Annotated in this window: 18 protein-coding genes and 1 pseudogene; 12 read left to right on the top strand and 7 right to left on the bottom strand. The window is 52.9% G+C overall.

Annotation, left to right across the window (positions count from 1 at the left end; translation table 11 throughout):
- Positions 1 to 3: 3 nt before the first annotated feature.
- The 8 genes from KAJ71_RS20540 (at position 4) to KAJ71_RS20505 (ending at position 7,997) form a co-directional block, all read left to right on the top strand.
- The gene (locus KAJ71_RS20540) at positions 4 to 516 is read left to right on the top strand and encodes a tail fiber assembly protein (RefSeq protein ID WP_248947380.1); all 513 of its coding nucleotides are present in this window, start codon (positions 4 to 6) and stop codon (positions 514 to 516) included.
- 129 nt (positions 517 to 645) lie between these two features.
- Positions 646 to 954, top strand: coding sequence for a phage holin family protein (locus KAJ71_RS20535; RefSeq protein ID WP_223665791.1), 309 nt, complete (start codon positions 646 to 648; stop codon positions 952 to 954).
- Position 955: 1 nt separating this feature from the next.
- Positions 956 to 1,396 carry a hypothetical protein gene (locus tag KAJ71_RS20530; protein ID WP_248947379.1) on the top strand — a complete coding sequence of 147 codons (441 nt, stop codon included), beginning with the start codon at positions 956 to 958 and terminating at the stop codon, positions 1,394 to 1,396.
- On the top strand, positions 1,386 to 2,021 hold the full coding sequence (locus KAJ71_RS20525) for a defense against restriction DarA-related protein (RefSeq protein ID WP_248947378.1): 636 nt from the start codon (positions 1,386 to 1,388) through the stop codon (positions 2,019 to 2,021). The genes KAJ71_RS20530 and KAJ71_RS20525 overlap by 11 nt, the downstream gene beginning before the upstream one ends.
- A complete protein-coding gene (gene darA, locus KAJ71_RS20520; protein ID WP_248947376.1) occupies positions 2,018 to 4,351 on the top strand; it encodes an antirestriction phage head protein DarA in 2,334 nt (777 codons plus the stop codon). Before KAJ71_RS20525 ends, darA begins: the two co-directional genes overlap by 4 nt.
- Positions 4,348 to 4,710, top strand: a complete 363-nt coding sequence (locus tag KAJ71_RS20515; protein ID WP_248947374.1) for a ddrA — start codon at positions 4,348 to 4,350, stop codon at positions 4,708 to 4,710. The genes darA and KAJ71_RS20515 overlap by 4 nt, the downstream gene beginning before the upstream one ends.
- Positions 4,711 to 4,756: 46 nt before the next feature.
- Positions 4,757 to 7,690, top strand: a complete 2,934-nt coding sequence (locus KAJ71_RS20510; RefSeq protein ID WP_248947373.1) for a hypothetical protein — start codon at positions 4,757 to 4,759, stop codon at positions 7,688 to 7,690.
- Positions 7,683 to 7,997 carry a hypothetical protein gene (locus KAJ71_RS20505; protein WP_248947371.1) on the top strand — a complete coding sequence of 105 codons (315 nt, stop codon included), beginning with the start codon at positions 7,683 to 7,685 and terminating at the stop codon, positions 7,995 to 7,997. Before KAJ71_RS20510 ends, KAJ71_RS20505 begins: the two co-directional genes overlap by 8 nt.
- Positions 7,998 to 8,126: 129 nt before the next feature.
- On the opposite strand, the gene KAJ71_RS20500 is transcribed toward KAJ71_RS20505, so the two are convergent.
- The 3 genes from KAJ71_RS20500 to KAJ71_RS20490 form a co-directional block, all read right to left on the bottom strand.
- Entirely contained in the window at positions 8,127 to 8,612 is a 486-nt protein-coding gene (locus tag KAJ71_RS20500; RefSeq protein WP_248947369.1) for a glycoside hydrolase family 24 protein, read from the bottom strand.
- Positions 8,613 to 8,686: 74 nt separating this feature from the next.
- Complete coding sequence (locus KAJ71_RS20495; RefSeq protein ID WP_248947368.1) at positions 8,687 to 9,727, bottom strand: helix-turn-helix domain-containing protein; 1,041 nt, start codon at positions 9,725 to 9,727, stop codon at positions 8,687 to 8,689.
- Between the two features lie 380 nt (positions 9,728 to 10,107).
- Positions 10,108 to 11,127, bottom strand: a complete 1,020-nt coding sequence (locus tag KAJ71_RS20490; RefSeq protein WP_248947367.1) for a head processing protein — start codon at positions 11,125 to 11,127, stop codon at positions 10,108 to 10,110.
- A gap of 252 nt (positions 11,128 to 11,379) precedes the next feature.
- Here KAJ71_RS20490 and KAJ71_RS20485 point away from each other — a divergent pair.
- From KAJ71_RS20485 to KAJ71_RS20475, 3 genes and pseudogenes are all read left to right on the top strand, one after another.
- Positions 11,380 to 11,497, top strand: a pseudogene (locus KAJ71_RS20485) (ash family protein); the annotation flags it as partial.
- Positions 11,498 to 11,623: 126 nt separating this feature from the next.
- The gene (locus KAJ71_RS20480) at positions 11,624 to 11,830 is read left to right on the top strand and encodes a hypothetical protein (RefSeq protein ID WP_248947364.1); all 207 of its coding nucleotides are present in this window, start codon (positions 11,624 to 11,626) and stop codon (positions 11,828 to 11,830) included.
- Positions 11,831 to 11,841: 11 nt separating this feature from the next.
- A complete protein-coding gene (locus tag KAJ71_RS20475) occupies positions 11,842 to 12,030 on the top strand; it encodes a hypothetical protein (protein WP_248947363.1) in 189 nt (62 codons plus the stop codon).
- Positions 12,031 to 12,185: 155 nt separating this feature from the next.
- Here the strand turns inward: KAJ71_RS20475 and KAJ71_RS20470 are convergent, their stop codons facing one another.
- From KAJ71_RS20470 to KAJ71_RS20455, 4 genes are all read right to left on the bottom strand, one after another.
- On the bottom strand, positions 12,186 to 12,518 hold the full coding sequence (locus tag KAJ71_RS20470; RefSeq protein WP_248947362.1) for a hypothetical protein: 333 nt from the start codon (positions 12,516 to 12,518) through the stop codon (positions 12,186 to 12,188).
- Positions 12,519 to 12,535: 17 nt separating this feature from the next.
- On the bottom strand, positions 12,536 to 12,919 hold the full coding sequence (locus KAJ71_RS20465; RefSeq protein ID WP_248947361.1) for a type II toxin-antitoxin system death-on-curing family toxin: 384 nt from the start codon (positions 12,917 to 12,919) through the stop codon (positions 12,536 to 12,538).
- Positions 12,916 to 13,137 carry a type II toxin-antitoxin system Phd/YefM family antitoxin gene (locus KAJ71_RS20460; RefSeq protein ID WP_130955036.1) on the bottom strand — a complete coding sequence of 74 codons (222 nt, stop codon included), beginning with the start codon at positions 13,135 to 13,137 and terminating at the stop codon, positions 12,916 to 12,918. Before KAJ71_RS20460 ends, KAJ71_RS20465 begins: the two co-directional genes overlap by 4 nt.
- 161 nt (positions 13,138 to 13,298) lie before the next feature.
- Positions 13,299 to 14,939: a phage portal protein gene (locus KAJ71_RS20455; RefSeq protein WP_248947360.1), complete on the bottom strand. Its 1,641-nt coding sequence runs from the start codon at positions 14,937 to 14,939 to the stop codon at positions 13,299 to 13,301.
- A gap of 83 nt (positions 14,940 to 15,022) precedes the next feature.
- Here KAJ71_RS20455 and KAJ71_RS20450 point away from each other — a divergent pair, with 83 nt between their 5' ends.
- Positions 15,023 to 21,802 (top strand): N-6 DNA methylase, encoded by a 6,780-nt coding sequence (locus KAJ71_RS20450; protein WP_248947359.1) that lies wholly within the window; start codon positions 15,023 to 15,025, stop codon positions 21,800 to 21,802.
- Positions 21,803 to 21,827: the final 25 nt, after the last annotated feature.

The following is a 21,827-nucleotide window of genomic DNA, read 5'->3' as shown; positions in this document are numbered from 1 at the left end:
GGCATGAAACTTATTAATTTGCAGCGTTATACACCAGATGAGTATTTCAATGGTGAAGGTATTATGTATTTTCGTGATGCCACGGGTAAGGACTGGTTTAAACACCTTCCGGAGTTCACCAAAAAATTCAGCCTCGCAATTGATAATGACACGGGGGTGATTAGGAGTATTAGCAAGGATGCATCCCGTCTTTATCCTGTCGGTTTGACTGTTGTTGATGTGGATAATCTGCCCGATGGGTGTGATATTTTAGGTGATTGGATATTTGATGGTGAAAAGGTCATCTTGCGCGCCAAAAAATATGAAGAAATATTGGTGCAAGAGCAGCGATATAAAGACGTTTGCCTTGAGATAGCAACAAAAGCTATAGCACCTATTCAAGACGCAAAAGACTTAGGGGTTGCCACCAAGGAAGAGCTGGCAAAGTTGAAAGAATGGATGATCTACCGGGTGCAGGTGAACCGCATCGATGTGAATGCCAAAATCGATGTTGAGTGGCCTGCAACTCCGGAGTAACCCCTCCACTTGTACCTTCCTCTCAAAGCGCCTCCGGGCGCTTTTCTTTTTCCTGCAAGAAACAGCGTTCCTGGATGAAAAGTCACTTTTGTTAGTCTCGGTTTTGCATCAACAGAGCCGGAGGGAAACGTGCCAACAAGCACACAAACGCTCGTTATTGCTGTGCTGTTATCAGTCCTTGGGGGGCTGGCTGTTTATCTCCAGGGGGTGCGAGAAGAGCGGATCAAGCGTGACTGGTTCAATCTTTTTACTGAGTTAGTGATCGCCTTTGTTTCCGGCGTCATCGCTTATTACTCGGCCGTACACCTCCACTGGGAAGAGCCGCTTTTGCTTTTGGGAGTCTTGGTAGCAAGCAATAACGGCCGCGAAACGGTAACTGTGGCCAAAGAAAAGCTCTGGGTCGCATTACAAAGCATTTTCATAAAAAAGGGGATATAGCGTGATCAGTGAAGCATGCCTTGTGCTGGTAGTTACAGCCGCGCTGGCTGACCGGTACTTATTCAAACGCAGGAAAGTCATTGCGCAAGAAGTCGGGGAGGAAGAGTACATCGATGAGGTGATCCGCTTCCCCGTCAGCTTTAAGACAACGTGCAGGAATGTGAAGGGTGCCCGTGTCGAATACTGCCTCCGGGACAAAAAAGATCCCACGACGGTGATCACCGGCAAGGCCCGATCGCTGTTTATCTCTGCGAAAGGGGTAACGCGGGAATTTCTCTTCTTTAACCGCCGCTATCTGAAGGATGGCAATTGGGAATTGGTAGTGCGAATGACGCACGGCGATAGCCGGATCAATCCGCTTTATCGCCTCTTCCCGGTTCAGTCTGTCGTGACGAAAGTATTCGACATTCCGGCTGATAAGGTAGGCCTGCATGGCCGTTAATCTATTCTCTTCAAACGGTAAAACCTACCACGTCCTGGACTTCAACAACCTCAACGAAAAAGGCCTGGAGCCGCTGAAAAAGGCGATCGGAAAGGCCGGTACCCAGATCGTCAAAATCACCCCCGCTGGCACGGCACGAAAGAAAGACGGTATCCGCATGCGCACCTTCGGGATGAAGGTGATCGATGAGCAAGAAGTAGCAGTCCAGGTAAATGACTCCGGCGACATCTCCGCCATTTCACTGAATAAAAAACCAGTGCCGTTTACCGGGGCCAAAGATCTCGATGCCTTGGCCAAGATTATCGCCAGCGCGGTGTCAGCCAACGCCAGAGTTTTTGCCAAGTCCTTAGCCAGAAAGTTGGCCCGAGCGGGAAAAACCGCCGTAGAGCGCCAAAAAACCGGCCTTAAATCCAATGCGCAGCGCCTCACTGAACAAAAGGAGCGTATCGAGAGCGCACAGCAGAAGATCGTCGCCGCGCAGACCGTGGTTAATGAACGCACAAGCGATCTACAGGCCAAGCGCGCCCAGGCTGAAGACCTGAAAAATAAGCTGCGAGCGGAGCAGGCGCAGGGCAGAACGCTGAAAACTGAATACGAAACGTTAAAACGGGAGGTTGAAGCGTGAAAAATCCATACCATCCGAACAATGGAGTGATGATCGTCAATCGAATTGATCTCGATCCACGGCATGTTACCGACAGGGAATATGCCTCCTTGGCAGAAGGGGAGGGAGAGGCGCTAATGCTGGAAAGCGTCACTATCGAAGAAGTGGAAGACGCGTTTCTTGGCGAGTACCTGGCAGACGCGGGCAGAACTGCCATGTTTGAAGCGATCAGCACCACGAAAAACCGGCTCTCGCATACGATGCGTGCATTCGTTCGCGTCCTCAACTCCGGCCTGAACGGCTCGGGCATCAAAGCGGGGACGGACGAGGCGGGTGTTGATGACTCCGGCACAAGTACCGTTGGCGGCGCGCAGATCGGGAATGTGCGCAAAGTGGCCGGTATCCCCATCATGGCCGCCAAGATCCCGCTGACCGATGGCCAGAGTGTTTCTTTGCTGTTTCATAGCCCCACCGCTGAGGTGAAGCTGAAGCCGCTAGATGTGCTGGTGGCGTTTAAGTTCCTCGTGAATAAGCGAGACGTAACGCACGTTGTAGCGCCGATCGGCGGCCGGGACATGTCACTAAATCAGACCGCCCAGGCTCTTTCTAACCTGGTCGAAAAAAATAGCGCGAAGTTTGGCAAGAGTAAGGAGAGACACAGTAAGCTCAAGCTCGATGTTGAATCAACGGAGGCGGAGGCAGATAAGCTCGAAACCCAAGCGGTTGAAGAGATGGCTAAGGCCGATGAGATCGCGCCGAAACTGGCAGATATCGATACCGAAATCGAAGATTACACCAAAAGCTTAGGTCGTCAGCGCACTGAAAATGAGACGCTGGCCAACGCCATTAAGTCCCTGAAGGCAAAGCGGGCCAAACAGCATGGCCAAGAGCCCAGCGCTCCAGAAAATGGCGACAGTGCCGCAGCGAACGGCCACACCATCCCGCTTGTCGATGTTCAAACGGGGGCTATGAATCCCACGTTAAAAAAGGCATCGATATCTGGTGATAACCCGATCTGGTACTCGCAGAGCAACGCTGATTCCATCTCCTTAAGTGGATCCGTATCCATTGATGGCCAAGGCCCGTCGGCCGCAGCTGTAGAAAGTAAGGCAAAGTTCAAGGCAGCGATCGCAGCTGGCTACCAGTATTCATATTTCCGCATTTCAGGTCTGCAATACATCTACGTTTTTGTTAAGAACGGGCAGGTTCTGACTAAAGCTGGCATGGAAGCCTTCTCGACTCAACCCGAAGCTCAACAGCCAGAAAAAACGGACGACACTCCAGATCTCTCGGGGTTGTGGTATTACGGGATGAAAACTCGTCTTAATCGACGGCCTAGAGGAGGTGTTGCGTCGTATGGCGTTGATGATTTTAAGGCATTGATAAGCCAAATCCCTCGAACGTTTAAAGCTCGCGACATCCGGCATGGCGCTTTGGTGTTCCGCGCCCAGTTGAGCGCCGAAGTAATTGATGAATACGAGCTGGTGGATCTTCAACTGACCACTGAAGAAAAGCGGAAATTTGCAGACATTGCGGGGTTGCGCCTACTACCTGAACTTCCTCCGGAAAATGAGTACACCGGAGAGTGGTATTACGGCATGAAAGCGCGCCCTAACTGGCGGCCTGGTGGCGCAATTAGGACTCATGATCGTGAGGATTTTCAAGCCTTGGGAATAAAAACCCCGCGTAAATTCAACGATAGTGACATTCGGTACGGTGTTGCGGTGTATGACGGCCCATTGAGTGCTGAAAAGATTGATGACTACGAGCTGGTGAATCTTCAATTTACCGATGAAGAGATCCAGGCTATTGCAAACCTTGATTTTTTAAGGCCAATAATCGCTCAGCTAAAAGGCCGCGATCCTCATGCAACCAGCGCAGACTTCTTACGCGATTATCTAAGGAAAGGTGGCATCCATGCGAGTGAAGTTCCTGCGGGTATTTCGTTGGGTGGGGTTATTAGTGATTTGCGGCTTATTGGTCTTTCTCAGCGTACATCGCCTCTCGGGGCTTTAGAGGCATTGTTCAAAGAGGTTTCTCCAGCTGCACCGGCCGCAGAACCGCCAGCGCCTGAACCGGCCCCGGAGCCACCGGCACCCGAGCCGGTACCAGATCCGCAGGTAAGTGAAGCTGATGCGGCCGCCAGCCAGGCTATTGATTACTTGAATGGCGTTGTATCGCTGCAATCTAGCGACATGGACGAGATCCGTGAAGCTCGAGCAAGAACGCGGCAGGCGATCGCAGCGTTGACCAGTGCTGGCCGGTATGACGAAAACGAAAGCCTGGTGAATGACGCGGCACAGCATTTGTCCGATCTGCTCGCCGCAATCCAGCGTGAGGGGGCAGCATGAACTTATCAGCATTGGAACGGCTCGATCTGACCGACCGACTGGATGAGCTGATGCGCAAGTCAGCGGCCGCGAAAGGCCTGGATAAGTTGGACTGCGACGATCTTATCGATGAAGTGATGACGAAGCTAGGTTACGGCGTGGCCAAGGCAGCACCAGTGCCGCCGGTACCCGAAAAAAATGATACCAGGCCTCACGTTGTGACGGAGTTTTTGGAGGGGAAATACGACAGCTCGGAGAAGGTTAAATTTATCGACGTATTGGACGATTTGACGGCCTTCGTCGGTGAGTATTTGAGCTTTGAAGATGTACAGATCGGTGCGTCAAATTGGGTAAGACAGAACCACCCGGAAGCGGCGTAAGCAACATACCAACCCGCCTGAGAGCGGGTTTTATTTGGATAAAGTAATGCAGACCGTTATAAAAAAAATCCAGATGACCACCAGCATTAAGGCGCTGGTGGATGTGATAAGGAAGGCGTTTGGGGGCGGCCGGAAGTCCTATGTGGTGACCGGTAAAGGGGAGGAAGTAAAAACGCAGTTTGAAGTGGTTGATGCGTCAGAATTGCTTATTTCTAACCACCTCGATGGCCGTATTAACGAGGCCTACCCGCAGGAGCTCCAGCCACGCGATCGCACTCGGTTTTCCAGCAAGCTCCAGGTAAACAAAATCTCACGCTCATTACGTCCAACGCAGCTGACCGACTCCGGGCTATCGAGCCACGGAACACCGATCATCGGTGAAGATAACGCGGTTGAGTCCGGCAACGGCCGCAGCATGGGTATAATCCGGGCCTACGCGGAGGGTGGGGCAGACGATTACCGGGCATTCCTGATCAAGCATGCTCGCGATTACGGCGTTCGGGCCAGTGACGTCGAGCGGATGGAGCGACCGATCCTGGTGCGCCGTCGATTGACCGACGTCGACCGCGTGCAGTTTGCAAAAGATTCCAACCTGTCAGATATCCAAGAGATGGCCGCCAGCGAGAAAGCTTTCGTGGATGCCGAGAGCATTACACCGGCGATGATGCAGCTGTTTGCCCCTTCAGAAAGCGGTGATCTGCTGGCGTTCTCGAACGCCGCATTCGTTAAGGCTTTCATGGAGGAAATCGGAGCCACCGCTTCTGCCGGGCTATTGACGGAAGATGGGCGCCCAACTCGGCAGCTCATCGATCGGATGCAGAACAGCATTTTTGCCAAGGCCTACAAGGATAGCCGCCTGGTTAAGCTGGTATCCGAAGAGCCAGATCCCGATATGCGTAACGTTTTAACCGCACTTAACGTGGCCGCCAGCGACTTTGCCCAGATGGTGATGCTATCGGGCGATGTGCATCGCGATACCGTGGGATCGCTGGTGGATGGTGCCGGTGAGGCTACCGCTCTCAACGAAACCGCGCTCAGTGCCCTGAAGGATGCTATCGATCTGGTGCGGCAGTCTAAGGAAACTGGCCAGCATATTCAGGACGTGATCGCCCAGGTGGGCATGTTCGAGGAGGCCACGGATGAGGCAAAGGCTTTGGCGATCTTCATCGTTGGTAACAACCGCTCGGCGAAACGCATGGGCCGGGCTTTCAAGCTGATGGCCGAGCGTATCAAGGACGAACTGATCCACCAGCAGCAGGCGATGGGCGACATGTTTGGTGGCGGTAGCGTATCGCTCCAGGAAGTCCTGGAGTTGGTATCCGAGCAGATGGAAGCTGAGGGCGGCAAGGGGTTTGCGGGGGCGCTTTTCGAATCGTCAAAAAAGGGGGGCGACCCTGTACTGCCGGTGCTGAGAAATGCCAGTAACGTGCAGGGTATGAAGCGAATCATTGAGGCGCTCACTTTGGACAGCACCGGCTCGGTTGAAACGCTGGGTGCAGCCGTGCAGGCAGCAATCAGGACGCTGATAATGACGGCGCTCGGTGATGCCGCAGCGTTGAAGCGGTACCAGGTGTTAACCGCCAGCATTCTGGGTAAGAAACTTGATGAGTTCACTGCAAAATATGGGAGGTACAGCCTTTACGATCTTAAATCATTCCATAGCGCCCATCTGTTCAAGCAAGCAGATTGGTCGGCTCTCTTCAATTCTGGCCAGATTTTCCAGCTCCATGATCTGATCCAGCTGGTCATGGCCAACGCTGCGGAACGCCCGAAGGTGATAGCTGCGGCCCGTGAAGCCTATCCGGTAATTAAGAAGGTTATTGGTCGTTCCCGGACTTTGACGCACGGCTATGTATCAGCAATGGAGCTCATGCTGCCTCAATATCCACCGATTGATGTACATAGAGCAGTGGTAAAGGCCTCGTCGGATAAGGGGGAAAGCGCTCTAAGCGCCACGTCAGTCTATTTTGAGGTAATCAAGGACGTGGAGTTAGGGCGGGAGTTAATGGCAGCTGGTGGCGTAGCGGATGATGTCTCGGATACCAGGGCGCAGCATGCCGAAAGTGTGGAAAAAATTAAGGCCAACATCTACAAATTGTCAGAAAGGGACAATTTAGTCGTGAAATCGCTTCCTTACGAACTGCGTACCGTATTTCCAAACCTCCAGGCGTTGGCTCCGGTCAGGGAAAAGGCTGTATTCGGGAAAGCGTATGGTAAGCGTGTATCCATAACGCCGTGGCTCGAAAGGTATCAACCACAGAACATCCGTCAGCATGCGTCGGCAGTTAGTGCTGATAGCTCCCTGGTTGGCGAGATCCTCAACGAACTGGCGGATATGGCTGAACACCACCAGCGAGCTACTAATCAGCTCTGTGAAAAGCTGTGGTCAGTGGCGCAGGACATAATAGACCGCTCTGATGTTACTGAGGCGGAAGCTGCTGAGTGGATCAAGGGCATCAAGATAAGCAAAAAGGCGATCACCGCCATTGACGGTAAACACGGTGACGGTGCGTTTATGATGGCACTCACTGATATTTATCGACTTTGCCGAGGTGGAATTTCAACGCTTAAGGAGATCACTTACCGCGAGAAGGCCAGGGCGTCAGCCTGCGTAAATGATGGCTCTGTGTGTCTGAGTTCACGCGCTGACTTGGGGGTGTTGTGGCATGAGGTTGGCCATCATTTTGAGTACAGCCATCCAGACCGTCTAGAAAAAGCCAAAGCGTTCATTAACTCTTCAGAGGATGGGGGCTTGATAGATCTTGGCGGGAGGGAAATAGCCATTAACGTCAACTTTAGCGATCCTTACATAGGCCGCCTGTACGGCTCTAAAACCGTTGCAGGGACACGTTCTACCGAGATCTTCTCTATGGCCTTCCAGTGCCTCTACGAGCCGCGCTACGCCGGTAATTCACTACTGAATGGGGATGGGGTTATGGAGTACGTGCTCGGTCTGATTAAGGGGGAGCACAATGCTTAACGTCAAGATGGCTTTTGATAACCGGGAAGGGCTTCTTCAATTCGATACCGGCAGTATCACGGATGTGGCCATGCCGGAGCTGCATGGTGACATTAGCCTGGCGGAGCTTGTGGAAGAGGTCACGGCAGCGCACCTTAACCCGGTTCAAGGCTTCGTCCGTTCGGTCGAGGATGCAACGATATACGAGCTGGTGAACACCCTCCGCCAGGTAGGCTTTGTGCTGGAGCTCGATGACGAAGCACAGCAGCTGTTTGAGGAGGAGCAGGATCGGGAGGTAGAGGAGAGCGATAGCCTGGTTGAGTTCTAGATCACCCACTCTTGCTTTAGCGGCCCCTTTTGGGGCCGTTTGTTCTTCTGGTAGAAAGGCCGCCGGTGCTGGCCTACTGGTTTCACTATTCATATGGTATATGAATAAGGGGGCTGTGCCCCCGGCATGTTACTCTGACAGGATGCCACCAGCGTCAACGAAGACCTTCAACAGCTTTTCCAGCGAATTTTCATGCTGTTCGTAGTTGGCACCAGGGAACGAGGCCCAGGTCTTACGGCATTTATAGATTGCGCTCTCAATTCTGCCAGCATCGATGTCGTCCAGGGCACCCCGTTCCTTGATCTGCTGCATCGCAACAGCATCTTGGCTGGCGGGGGAGAAGTCCGTCAATTTGAGCTGCACCTTGTATGCTTTCCACCAGCGCTTCATAAGCTGATAGCGTCCGGATGCGCTCGACGTCTCGCCTTTTTTGTTAAACACCTTTGACGGGCGTCCATTCGCAAATGGGTGATCGCTGTAGTCAGTGAAAACTTCAAGCTTCATATCCAAACCTGTAACGATTACGTCATAGCCATCGTTTTTTGTCAGTTTGTGGGTGCTTGTGCCCTCGGAAAACGCGATCGTGGCGCGGAATGCCTTCCTGTTAATGTTCATCGTACAACTTCCATTCTGGTGATCGGCGATAGTGCCAACTAGAAGCCTAATGGAAGTGTGTTTTTGTACAGTGGTTATGCCGGGATCGGTTTTTTGCCAAACAGCGCCCGTATTGCATTCAGATGCCCGTGGATTACCGTTGCGTCCTTCTGTGCCCCGGCCTGCGCTTTTGCTAAGGCTTCGTCGTGGCGGCGACCCTCCTCGACGATCCTGGTGTGGTTGTACTGTGTTTGAGCGTCTTGGGCCTTCTTAGCCACGTAGCCCCTCGATCTGCGTTGCAGGAAAGATGCCGTCTGCTTGCGCTTGTGCGCGGCCCTAGTTAGCTCTGCGGCTTCAGCCTCACGCTTTTTACGGGCGGCGATCAGTTCGCTATTGGTCAAGGTGCGCCGCTCGGTACCGGATAGGGTTTTTCCCTGCGAAGCGGTTTCAATATCAGGGCCGGGGGTACCGGCAAGGTTTTGTTCTACTGCTTTTCCAGAGATCGTTACTTCTTTTTGTAGGTCACTTTGTCCTGTGGGGGATGCGTCATTTTGTCCTATGGGGGGTACCTTCTTATTCGTACAAATGTCCTTTAATTTCGACACTTTACGTATAAGCCCGCGAATAGGCGCAAGGGACAGTTCAACGAGTCTCTGTAGATCGCAGTGGGGGATCTTGCGGATGTTTTTAATCTGACTATCGCCCAGGTGAACAGTGAAGAATGCTCGCACAGCGGTAATGAATTCGTGGGTGAAGGTGTACAGGTTCGGCTGGTGGCCCCTGATGGAGTCGGTTACTACAATGCGGGTAACTATTCCGCTGGCTTCGATAATGCGCATGTACCGCTGTACCGTGCGCGGAGATACGCCGGTCTTCTCGGCCATCGTGTTTTTGCTGTAGTAAAGGCGATAAGCACCAGAGGCTGCGGCAACGTTGCAAATCTTCGATAAAAAGTCACATGCAGTACGCGGGAGGAGCGTTCCTTGGAGGTTCCTGATGTAGAATTCCAGCGCAATCCCTGTAACATTATCGCCACAAATGAATGGGTTACGTTGCGTTGTTGTTTTTTTGACGTTTTTTGAATGTGTGCAGTTGATACCAGCGATCTGCTGGGATAAAATAACGTCCGTTGTCATTGATTTGTGTTCCTATGTACCGTGCAAGTCATCGGGTCACATCCTTGATTTCAACCTTCTTTAACTCTCGAAGAAAAAGAAAAGTAGTTAGCTGCTAGGTTCGTCGAAAAACTTATCAGCAAGGTTTAGAAAATGAACGCCAGTTTGCAGCTGGCGTTTTTTTTCGCCTGAAAAACGGTAAATGTTCCTATCCATTCGCGATGAAAGGATCAGTGTAACGATCCTTCGCGATCCGTTGACAGGATGATAAGAGGTGATCGGCGTAAAAGACAATTAATTAATTAGATATACGTGTCCATTTGCCCGGTTATTCGCCGTTTCATGTATGGAAATACAGTGGCTTTCAGGATCCCCTGATCAAAAGATCAGGGAATTGTTGGTTACATGAAGCCTTTGAAACCGACTGGCAGGATAGGGGATATCTCCCCAATTTTTGACGTTTTAGCCGGTGCGACTTCACGACGGCCAGAATTGTTAAGCGGCAGTGAGCTAATGTGGCCCGTTGCGATCGATTCGAACATAGCCTCCACGGTCTTCAGATCATCTTCCGAGCTCATGCTCAACATTGCCGTCTTCTGCTCTTCCGTCAAGAAAACGGGCAGAGTCTTGATCGCCGACTCTAACATCGCGGCTCGCCGCTGGCGCAGTGCCTGTGCTTCATCGAGATCAGCCTTCTGCTGTTTGGCTTCTTCTTCGAGCTCCATCAGCCTGCCCTGCATGATCAGTAAATCGCTTTGCAGGTACATGTTCCGCTGTGCCGACTCGATCATGAGCTCGTGAGACTGCATCTGCTCGAAGTGCTTCAAAATGTCGGCAGCGCCTTGCTCTGAGTAGCCCGATTTAAGCAGTTCGGCCAAGCGTAAGGCGTGGGCGTCTGCGCTTTCCAGCATCGCTGCTTTTCGGTTGAGGCTAATGTAATTCGGTGTTGTCACGTAATCGAAGCCGTGGAAGCTAGACACCCTGGAAAGGGCCGCGTCGCTCCCTCCGGTTGCCCAGCTCCAGCCACCCGCATTCGAGCGTTCCATGCCGTCAACGATATGGCCAGGGTCTGTATCCAGGATTTCCTGCGTATGTTCGATGATCCCATCATCATCCATGCTAATTTTCAGCGTGCGGTTTGATGGGACGTTTTTCAGCATGACGGGTTTGCCGTCGATCGTTACGTAGCAGGCATCTGGAAGGTCAAGGCTTCCCGTCTCCTTGTGATATAGCGCCCGGTTCGTGTGGCTGTAGTAACCGAACATTTCGCCCAGGTTGATCCGCTCTTGGACTTCCGGCGAGTTAATTGTTGCGCGGATCGCGCTCATTAGGTAATTGCGGCCGTTGTGCGGCGTGTGTTTTCGAATGTTGTCTACGAGTGAAAATCGGTCAGTAACAGTTCGCAGTGCTTGCGTTGCCATGGTTTCCCCCCTGGTGGTGAATGACTAAAACGCGACTGCCAACGTTAGCGAAAGTGAGTTTATTATTGAGTGCGTTATTCAACTAATAGATAATTAGACATACGTGACATAGTGATTGTTGTTGACGTAAAACGGTCGATCGGGATAACGTTGCCGGGCTGCGGCAAAATCCGCAACCGGGTGTAGGAACCCGAATCCCCTCCGGCGACACACACGCGCTAGCGTGTTTTTTTGTGTCTAATGCCTGTGCATGTCCAAATTATGGTGGCTCAGGCGGGGCAGCTCTCGGGCTGGCCGGTATCCGTTGGGGCCGGTATTCCTACCCCCGTCTGGGCTACCACCAAATATAGAGCGTAGGAACTCTGGTGGTGGCTTCATTCCCCCAACGGAGCCATGTCATGTTCTTATTCAAATCCGCGGCTATCTGCCGCAGTAGTGAAAACCATCCCCACCAGCTGGTGGCCATTGTGAAGTTGCCACATGGGGAGGTTAGCGAATGTCTCTAAACCTATCCCGACAAGATGTGATCAACACCATGCGCACCAACTTCATTAACCCCCGAGCAGCTGACAGTGTCATCGTGCTGGCCATATTGCTGGCTGTTGACGCTGAGCCGGGGAACGACGCAGATTATGGCCAGCTGGCGGCCTTGGTGAGCCGCGTGGTAATGGATATTAACCACGGGCAAGTGAATCAAAAATGAGAGGGGAAAATATGTCTATCACAACCAAAGATATCGCTGAAGCAATGTATAGCAGCATTGAGGGTTATGCAGCCTACGTTGTTGATTCTATCCAATTCAGCATTGATAGAGATCTGACAGATGAAGAGCAGCAAAATGTCTACAAAACTGTCGAAGACGCTATCGATAAGGTAACAACCGAAATGGAACAAGGAGGCTAAATAACCCCGCTTGGAACCCATAGAAGGCCCAAACGGGCCTTATTCATATGATGGGGGGCGGGGATTACGTGGGACGGTTTGCCAGCAGTTCAGCGACCGCATCGGCGCATTGAGGGCGGATTATGTCAGCATTGTAGCAAGTAAAAATAATGCGCTTACTTGAGTCCGTATTCACATTCCCCTTTGTAGAAATAAAAAGGGTGCCAATGGTTTTTGAGTTTTTTACGGTCTAATGTCAGATGCTTAACGGTATAACAATCATCCTGATCTATCCCTAATTGCACATAGCCTATATGCTCAAATGATATTTTATCGTTAATGAAATGCTTATAATACACTGGGTGCTCCACCACGATATCAGGGGAGTTTTCCCCCATTGTTTCCTCACAATGTTCAAGCAATGCAGTTTCCATTTCTGAAAATGATTCGTGTCCGCGAATTTCAAAAATCATTTTATTTAATGAGTTTTCAAATCTGACTTTTGCCATGTTCAATTCCTTCTGTTTTAAAGGATTATCGCCTTTAGATTGTCGGAAACTGTCTTCCAGGTATATTCACCAGTTGCAGCGTTGACCGCGATGATTTGCATTTCATCAAACGAAATCCGTGAACTAATTATTTGTACGCCATTGCGCTTCAAAAAAACTTGAGCGACAAACAGCGCCGTTCGTTTGTTCGCATCGTTGAAGATGTGACCGCGTGCGATGGCTACCAGATATACGGCGGCCAGATCGTAAATGTCCGTTACACCTTCGTAATGATGCATGTTTAACACCCGGTGAATGATGGCATCGGCGCGGCCAGGTTCGGCCATGCCTGGAACGCCACCATCACGCGAGATTAAGAGGTCATGAAACTCGATCACTTCCTGTGAACTGACTAATTTCATCGTTTTGAAAGTTCCGTGTACGCCGTGCCGTGAGTCTGCATGATCTCGGCAAATTCAGCATCGAGCGCTGCTTTGCGATAACGCTCAAACTCGGTTTTGCTCACAACCACTGCTGATTCACCATTTCGCCGAGTGACTTCAACGGGCTCGCCAGTCGCCGCCATATCAAGGATTGCAGCAAGATTTTCCCGAGCATTGCTGTATGTATAACTGTTCATAGAACCCCCTTCTTTCACTTGTTCATGTCAATTGTACAGCTAATTTGGGGGGATGCAAGGATGTACAGAATGCCAGGAGTTGGGGATCACTCAGCCCGCCTCAGCGGGTTTTTTTATGCCTGATATTTGGCAAAAGGCCACCAGCGGCCCCTTGGCCATGGCTATTCGCCCATCACACTTCTGAAGACCGTCAGCAAATCATCCCGCGAAAGATCGTTCAGGCCAACATTCCCGCGCCTGGCGCTTTCCATCATCGGATCATCCGGCTCGGAGTTCGCCAGCTCGCTGTAGATTTTCGAGATAGTATCGTTGTTCATCTGTAGCATTTCGCCGAACAGTAGATTCATCAGAGCAGGGGAGCCAGCCATGCGAGCATTGTTCTGGATTGCATCGAGAATGCTGACAACCACCGAAACGTAGTTTGCGCGGCTCTCTTGTTCGCGGTTTGCTTCCGCCTGCAGGGCAGTGTTCACGGAGTTGAATTCGATGCGGAACGGCCGTTGGTTTTGCTGATAGACCTTGCCATATTTGTACGCGCAGTGAATATCGATCGTGCGGTACAGGAAGGTGCTGGCGGCCTGGCGGATCCAAAAGCTTCGTTGCGCTGACTGTATCGCCGTCTGTTGCCAACCGCCTTCGCCGAGGCCTCCGGCCATTTGATCTGCCCAACCCAACATTGTGGAGTCGGTACCAACAGTGGAGCACAACTGGCGGAGATGAAACATAACGTCCTCAATGCCGTTAATGTCGGCCGGGATCAGCTGCGTGTCCATCGTTATGCCCCCTTTGCCGTCTCCCATGATCGGAATTAGATGGTTATACACGGTGGGCATAACGTTGCTGTTGCGTGAGTTGCGAGAGATCTCTTCCGAGCTGCGCTTCAGTGATTGGCCAACGTTTCGGGTGTAGGCTGCGGCATTAACGGGATCGAGGTTGCTTGTGGTGATGGCGATCAGCCGGTCAATCTTGGCGGCATTGTTCCTGGTGGCTTTCAGCGCCCGTAAGGCGTCGCAAAGGTTAACAAAGGACTCGTAGCTGTACTCCAGGAACGACGTCCCGTAGTTTTGCGTCTCAATCAGCGCCCGCTGTGACGGATCCCCCAGCAATGAGTAACCCATGGTGCCGGTGTTCATCGGCCGGTTGTTAATGTCCGGCGTCCAGTAGGGAACCTTCATTGACACTAGTTCCCAGGGTTTGGCCAAAACGCGTTGGTTTGTTGTTGGGTCAACAAAATAATCGCCAGAAAACGCCGCCAGCTCGCCACCACGCTCATATTCGGTGATGAGGTGAGGCAAGGTATAGTAACTGGACTCCAGGCTTGTGATGCCTTTCCTGTCTTGCGCATAGGGCCGGATGTAGCTCACACCGAAGATGGCCATATTTAGCGCCCATGATGGCAGGCCGGTATTCAGCATCTCCCCGATATCGTTGATGATCTCGCTACAGCGATTGGACGTTTCTTTGTCGCCTGGATCAAGCGGTGCCAGGTTAAAACACATGCCGCTTTTTTTGTCCTGGGCGAGGGCGTGCGATACGTGGATATTGAGCGCGGCAGATAGCGTTGGTGATCTGGACATCTGGTCAAAGAGGGCGTACCGGGCCAAACGATCTGTTGGCAGCGTTGTACCTGCGCTGACGGTATCACCGGCACTTGATAAGCCGGTTCCCTGGTCATCGATAACCGTCGGCATTAGCGTACGGGAAACGACATTTCTGCCGCCGCCGGTGGCGATCACATTCGAGATATTATCCCCGTCATCGTGCCCGCCCATCATGCGGCGCAGTATGTTTACAGGACTCATCTTGGAAGGCTTCTTCACGATTAAAACTCACAACGTTTAGTGTCAATTATTTAACCCTAATGGATGTGAGTTTTAGTTGAGCTATGAGAGCAGGAAATGATCGGCCGGATATTATTCCGGCGCTACGGACTACAACGTCTGTAAAACAGATAATCCGGGTCATCCGGGCTATTACTGCACGCCGTAAACCTGCGGTGTTTGGTGTTGAAAAACGGCCGGGCGTGAGCATCGAGCGCGAAAGGAAGGAGGCGAACCAGGCGGCGCTGGCGCTATTGGATAGCTTGCCGGATGGTGCCGAGCTTACCGAGGAACAACGTAGCATCTTGGCCAGGTACACCGGCGAGGGCGGGATCGGCGGCAGCGAGTACGAATATTACACCCCACAGTCTGTGACCGAAGGGATCTGGGATCTGCTGGATGCCTACGGCGTGGCCGGGGGCATGGTCTTGGAACCTTCCGCCGGTACCGGCGTATTCCAGGAAACGAAACCCACCGGCGTCATCATGCAGTCGGCCGAGATCAGCGAAGTATCCGGCCGGATTAACCGGCTGCTGCACCCCGAAGACGCGGTGAACATCAACGCTTTCGAATCGCTGGCCCGCGTCACTCCTGATAACAGCTTTGATCACTGCGTTGGCAACGTGCCGTTTGGCCAGAGCCGTGGCAAATTTGCCGAACTTGATACGGTTTACAAAGACGAGTCCTTAGCCGGGTATTTTGTGCTGCGCCCGATCGACAAAGTGCGATACGGCGGCTTGATTTGCCTGATCGTGCCCAACGGCCTGACACACAACACGTCTGACAGAAAATTACGGGAGAAGGTATCCAGAAAAGCCGAGTTCCTGGGCGCGCACCGGCTACCGTCCGGCACGTTCGAGAATAGCGGCACAGCAACGGTTGTTGATGTGTGGGTACTGCGCAAGCACTCCGAAGAGATGACCGAACGGATCATGCATGAGAAGGACAGCGTGCTGGAGGAAGCCAACGTCTTGTGGGACACGTTTATCCGGGGCAAGTGGTTTGATCGCGACGGCCGCCGATTTGTCCACGGCGAGATGACCACGGTCGGTAAGGATAAATTTGCCCGGATGGTGGTTAAGCCCGACGGGATGGTGAACGGGGCCGCGATCAAAACCGCGTTGGCCAAAAAGTTTGAGAGCCGGATCAATTGGGATCTGTTGTCTCTTTCCGAGCCTGAAGTGGCCACCGCCAGCGAGGGTGAAAAGCGGCTGTTTTCCGGCGTTTGGTATGAGTTCATCGGCGGGCAATGGCTGGTGGATGACTCGGCCAACTACGGCGACATCGATGCCGCAAAATATGGGGCGAAGAGCTATAACGATCTGGCGCAGCGGGCCACCAGCGTCGAAGGCCTCTTATCTCTCACACCGGCGCAGCTGGAATCTACCTGGTTAGATTTCCCCGGCGCGATAGCCAACGAATATCACAGCGTTATTGATTTTGCCATGCGCCAAAAGCCTGCAATGCGTGAGCGCGTGCTGCGGGGATCATTGATCGGCGTCTACATCAAGAACGTCCAGGACAAGATCGCCACCGGCTGGCAGGCTGAAGCCCTCGACCGGGAGCTGGCCGATGCACAACGCATGGTGAGCGAGGAGGTTCTCGCACGCGGCAACCCGCATGCCGGGCGTTCTGCCAGGGTGTCCGGAGATGGTGCCGCCGGTTGGCTGGTGTTCAAAGCGAGCGTGACAAAAGACGGCGAACTGTCGGCGCTGCTGCGCGGGGATTTGGATAAAGGGAACACGAAGGCCTACGACGATACCGATCATGAACAGGTAATACGCTACCTCTTTAACCAAATCGACCTGGATCCTATTGAGCTTCAGTCATTCCGTAATGCGTTCGCCGGGGAGCTGCCCGCCAGTGATACCGAGTTACTGAGCTTGTTGGCCACGAAAGACGGCATAGCGGTACAGCCAGACGGCACGTTGATGCCCATGGATCGGGCGACGAGCGGCGATATTGGCATACTCAATAGCCAGCTGCTTGGCGCGCTGGATGGGACACCGGACGGGGCGGTAAAAGACAACTATCACCGGCAACTGGCAGAGATCAAAGCACGCCGGAAATGGACTAAATCGGACGATATCGACTTTTCGCTGAACGATCGCTGGCTCGACCGGAGCATTATCCAAGAATTCCTGCATGAGCGCGGCTACGGCGACCTGAAGTACATACAAAGCGTCCAGGTAGAGAATGGCGAGCTGGTGTCTGAGGATGGCTACAAAGGTAAGGACGGGGTATTCACCGGCTACCGCTATAAAACCGTTAAAACCAGGAACAAGGAAACCGGCGTTGTTGAGTACGTTTATAAGCGCGTGCGTAACAGTGATGGATTCCTGGATCAGTTTGAAAACTACCTGAATGGCGTTAAGCCACGCGGCGTTAATGCTGATCAGTACCTCGACAGCATCCGTGCCCTGGAAGCCGATTTTAACCAGTGGGTGCGCAAGCACGACTCCCTACCGTCCCTGACGCAGCAATACAACGACTCGTTCAACGCCTACATTCCCTTCAGTCACAGCGAAGAGCCATTGAATCTTAGCGGGATCTCGGGCAACCGCATCCCATTCAAGTACCAGAACGCTGAAGTACGCCGCCTGTCGGAAGACGGCCGGGGGATCTCCGGGTTTGGTACCGGCCTGGGTAAATCCACAGTAGGCCTGGCGCTGGAAGCGTACAACTTCGAGAACGGGCGGAGCAAGCGCACAGCCAACGTGGTACCGAAGTCAGTGCTTGAAAACTGGTATCACGAAGCGCAGGACTTCTACGACAAAGCCGCTTTGTCGCAGATCCTGTTTGTCGGCCTCGATGAGGTATTGGGTGATGACGGTAACGTAATGCGGGTTCCGGTGCTCGATGAGAACGGGGAACCGGCAATTAACCCGACCACAGGGAAGCCGATCTATCGTAACGCTGTGAAACTGGCTTCAGCGGAAACGGTGAAAGAGCGGATGAACATGATCCCAATGTCCAATTACCGATCTGTTCTATTGACGAAGGAGCAATTCGCGGCTATCCCGCTGCGCCCGGAAACGGTCAAAGAGCATGCCCGTGATGTACTGTTTGCCGAAGCCCAAGTGGGCCGTGTCAATTTGTTGGGCACAAAACACCGCGACGCGGCGAAGCGCAACAGCATACTGGCCAAGGCCAGTAATACCGGTACCGACAAAAAGCATGATTATCCGTACTTCGAGGATATGCATTTTGACAGCATAATTGTCGATGAGGGCCATAATTACCGCAACAGCTATGCCTCTGGCCGTGAGGCCTCCCAGCTCGCATACCTACCAACCAGCCCCGTGGCGAAAACCGCACGGGATATGGCGCTAAAAACCTCTTACGTCTCCAAAAACAACAACGGGCGCGGCGCAGTATTACTGACCGCTACACCGCTGGTTAACTCGCCTATCGATGCCTTCAACATGCTGTCACACGTCGTCAGCAGCGAAGAGTGGCAGCGCATGGGGATACTGACACCGGATGATTTCGTCAAGGTATTCGGTCAGACCGATCAGGTGACGGTACAGAAGATTTCCGGCGAGGTAGAGAGCAAGCAAGGGCTGGTGGGCTTCAAGAACCTGGACGGCCTGCGCGGTATATTCCACCGCTGGACAGTGCTGAAGACGGCTAAAGACGTCTCCGACACGGTGAAGATCCCGGAGCTCGATGAAAGCAACGTTGTTGTTCCGATGACCGACGAACAGGCGGTTGTTTACGAACAGCTTCGAAAGCGTGCTGATGCCTTGTCAAAAGGGGTAGACGCGGAAGGGGAAGAGGAAGAAAAAGACTCCATCTTCTCCATCATCCGCGACATGGATCGTGTTTGTTTCGATCCAGACGTTTACCACCGCCAGATGACTTTCCGTTTCCCGGCAGACAAAGCGGATGCCGTGGCACAGCTGGTGGAGTCATTGCCGCAGTTTGTTGGCCAGCGTGACGACGAGAGCGACGTGGTGGCCACCGCCGTAGAACGGGTGGAAGTAAACCCACGTATCACAACCACTAGCCGGTATGTGCAGTTGATTGTTGCCGACGCGGCAGAGGGTGAGGTACTGAAACGCCTCAGCAAAGCAGGTCTGCTATCAACCGACATTTCGCATCCGATCCCGCCGAAGTACAGCGCGCTGGTGGAGAATCTCAAAGGCGGGCTGAAAGCCGGTAAGCAGATCATATTCACCGATGAGAAGACCCAGCACGGCAAGTTAGCGCGGGTGTTGGCCAGCGCCCTCGGAATGGATATAGCCGAGTTTGGCATCCTAAACGCCACAACGGTTTCTGAAGCCGGTAAGAAAGGGAAGGGGCCGAAAGCAGTCAAAGAGCCGACGGAGCCGAAGGAAGACGCAACTGATACCGAGCTGGCGGCGTACTACCAGGCTAAAGAAGCTTTTGATGAGTATGTGGCCAGTGTGTCCGAAATCTCGTTGGGAGGACTGGAGCAGATCGCCGCCAACTATAACGAAGGCCGGACGCGTATTCTGATCTGTAATAAAAAGGCCGAGGTGGGCATTAACCTGCACCACGGTACCGGTGGTGTTCACCATCTGACTCTGCCCTGGACGCCAGCCAGTATTGATCAGCGCAATGGGCGCGGTGCGCGAGTGGGTTCAAAAGCCAGTTCGGTGAAGGTCTATTACTACTGCGGTAAGGGTTCATTCGATGAATTCCGCCTCGATACGCTGAAGCGTAAAAAGGACTGGATCACCGAGATCATGACGTCTGATAAGGCCCGGATGTCAAACGCTGACGCCAACAGCCAGGACGAAATGCGCTTGTTGCTGGCGGCCGATCCGGAGGAATATGCGCGCCTGGTGGCGGAGGCCCGCCGCAAAGCTGAAGCGGTTGCGCGTGAAAAATCCCGGCAGCGTGCTGAAGCTAACTTGTCCGAGTTCCTCAAGATGAGCCACGCAGATAAAACCAGTCTGTGGAGCCTAGAGAACAACCTAACAGGTGCCAAAAACCAGCAGGCAGCCGCCACGACAAGACTTGATGATGCACGTAAAAAGCTGCAAGCGAGCATTGGAACCTACATGGAGGATAGTTCTCGAAAACTAGTGAATTACGCGTTACAAGATCTTCAAGACCAAAACAAAAAGGTCACTCGTTTAGAGCGGGTTATGTCACGTACGCGTAAAGCAGCTGATCGCATCAAGCAGCTGAAGCCAGAAATAGAAAGGGCCATAGAGGCCGGTTTATTGAACGTCGACGTCGATATCCTGACCCACGGAGATCTCTATGCGCAGTCTGCGGCCGGTCGCATGTTCAAACGTGGTGGCATCTACAAAAGATCCCCAAGAAGTAAGGCATACGTACGGCTGACAAAGATCGACATTGATACCGGCACGGCAATAGCTGATGTCATTTTTTTCGAGGGGGAAACGCTCGACTCGCTGATGGCCAACATACCGATAAACCTGAGCGACCTGGGGGAGGACAGTGATGTGCCAGAGGCGGAGGCCTCATTGAGAGCATGGGCGGCCGTTGGCCATTACAGCCACAGTATTGCTGAACGGATGTCAAAAGCGGAGTTTGCTAAATACCTGGCCAACGGCTGGCTGGTTTTGAGTGATAGCAGCGTCGTATACCGGAATGATGAAGGCAAACTGATAGCGCGTGGCATGATTTCCGCTTCGTCCAGGGGGATTTCGGCGGATGGCCGCAACTGGCTACAGGCTAATGCCGAGCGTGTTGTGTATCCAGATACCCAAGATGATGTGTTGAAAACCGCAGTGGCCAGCTGGTGCCGGTCGGATGGCGGTACCAGGAACATTGAACCTTTCCTGATTGCGCTTTTCGGCCGGGAATGGCGCACGGAGATCAGCAATTACGGAGAGATCGCCAGCGCCAGTGCTATCAACGAGATCGTTGCGGCGCACGTTGCGCAGGCTATCGATAAAACTGACTTTCGACGTTGGGATTTCAACGGCAATAATCCGGAGCAGTATGGCCAATACATGATCCTGGGCAGTTATGACGCAGGCCAATACATGGGCAATGTGTTGAGTATCTATAAAACGGACTACATTCCAGGCCAGTACCGCAATACCGAAGCATTTCAGCCGGTGCTGGAAGCAGCGTTCCGGCAGAAGGTGCAGGAGCACAACGATCGGGTGATCCAGAAAGCGAAGGACGTTGCTCACGCCACCTGGTTGGAGTATTTGGATAATCTCGGCCTGCCAGTGACAGAAGTGTATGAAGTGGCTCAGACATTTTCGCCTTCTTCCCGCGTATTTTCGTCGGCGTACCGCAGCCGGATGGGGGGATCTGTCAAATATGAGGAATATGGCCTGGCGGCGATGTTCGCACATGCAGTGATCATGGGGCTGGTGGACAAAGAAAGCATCACAGAGGCGGCGTTCAACGGCGGCGATGCGATGAAGGACATGATCGCCCGTATCGATGCCGCGTTTAGCGCTGCCAATGAAGATCACGACGGCCTCATGCTGAAACTGAAGGTTATGGCCGGGCTGATCACCGCAGAAGAGGCCCAGGCTGAAACGAAAGCCGTTGAAGCTGCGAAGGAGGCCCGCAAGGCTGAAGCGACGGAAGTAGCCGAGGCCTCGACCAGTACCGACACCATCACAGTGCGCAAAAATACACAGCCGCTGGTGGGCGGCAAGGCCGCAAACAAGTACAGCTATGGCCCGGATGAAGCCTATGCATTCCAAGACAGCGACGGCATCGGCGGCGCGCTGTATCAGGCCAAGGATAGACTTAAAGACGATTTTGGGGCTAAATATTTGAATGGTAAACGGGCGGGCATGGAATTCATGGGCAGTTGGTGGATTATCCCCGCAACACATGACCTGGCAGACGTTATGGCCGTGATCGCTGAATACCGCTAATTTTAGAGGAGCCGCCCCCGACCGG

Origin of the sequence: Serratia silvae, assembly GCF_023282985.1 — a bacterium.
In the GTDB taxonomy this organism is placed as follows: domain Bacteria; phylum Pseudomonadota; class Gammaproteobacteria; order Enterobacterales; family Enterobacteriaceae; genus Chania; species Chania silvae.
The sequence above is the reverse complement of the archived record's forward strand: the minus strand, read 5'-3'. Positions and strand labels throughout refer to the sequence as shown.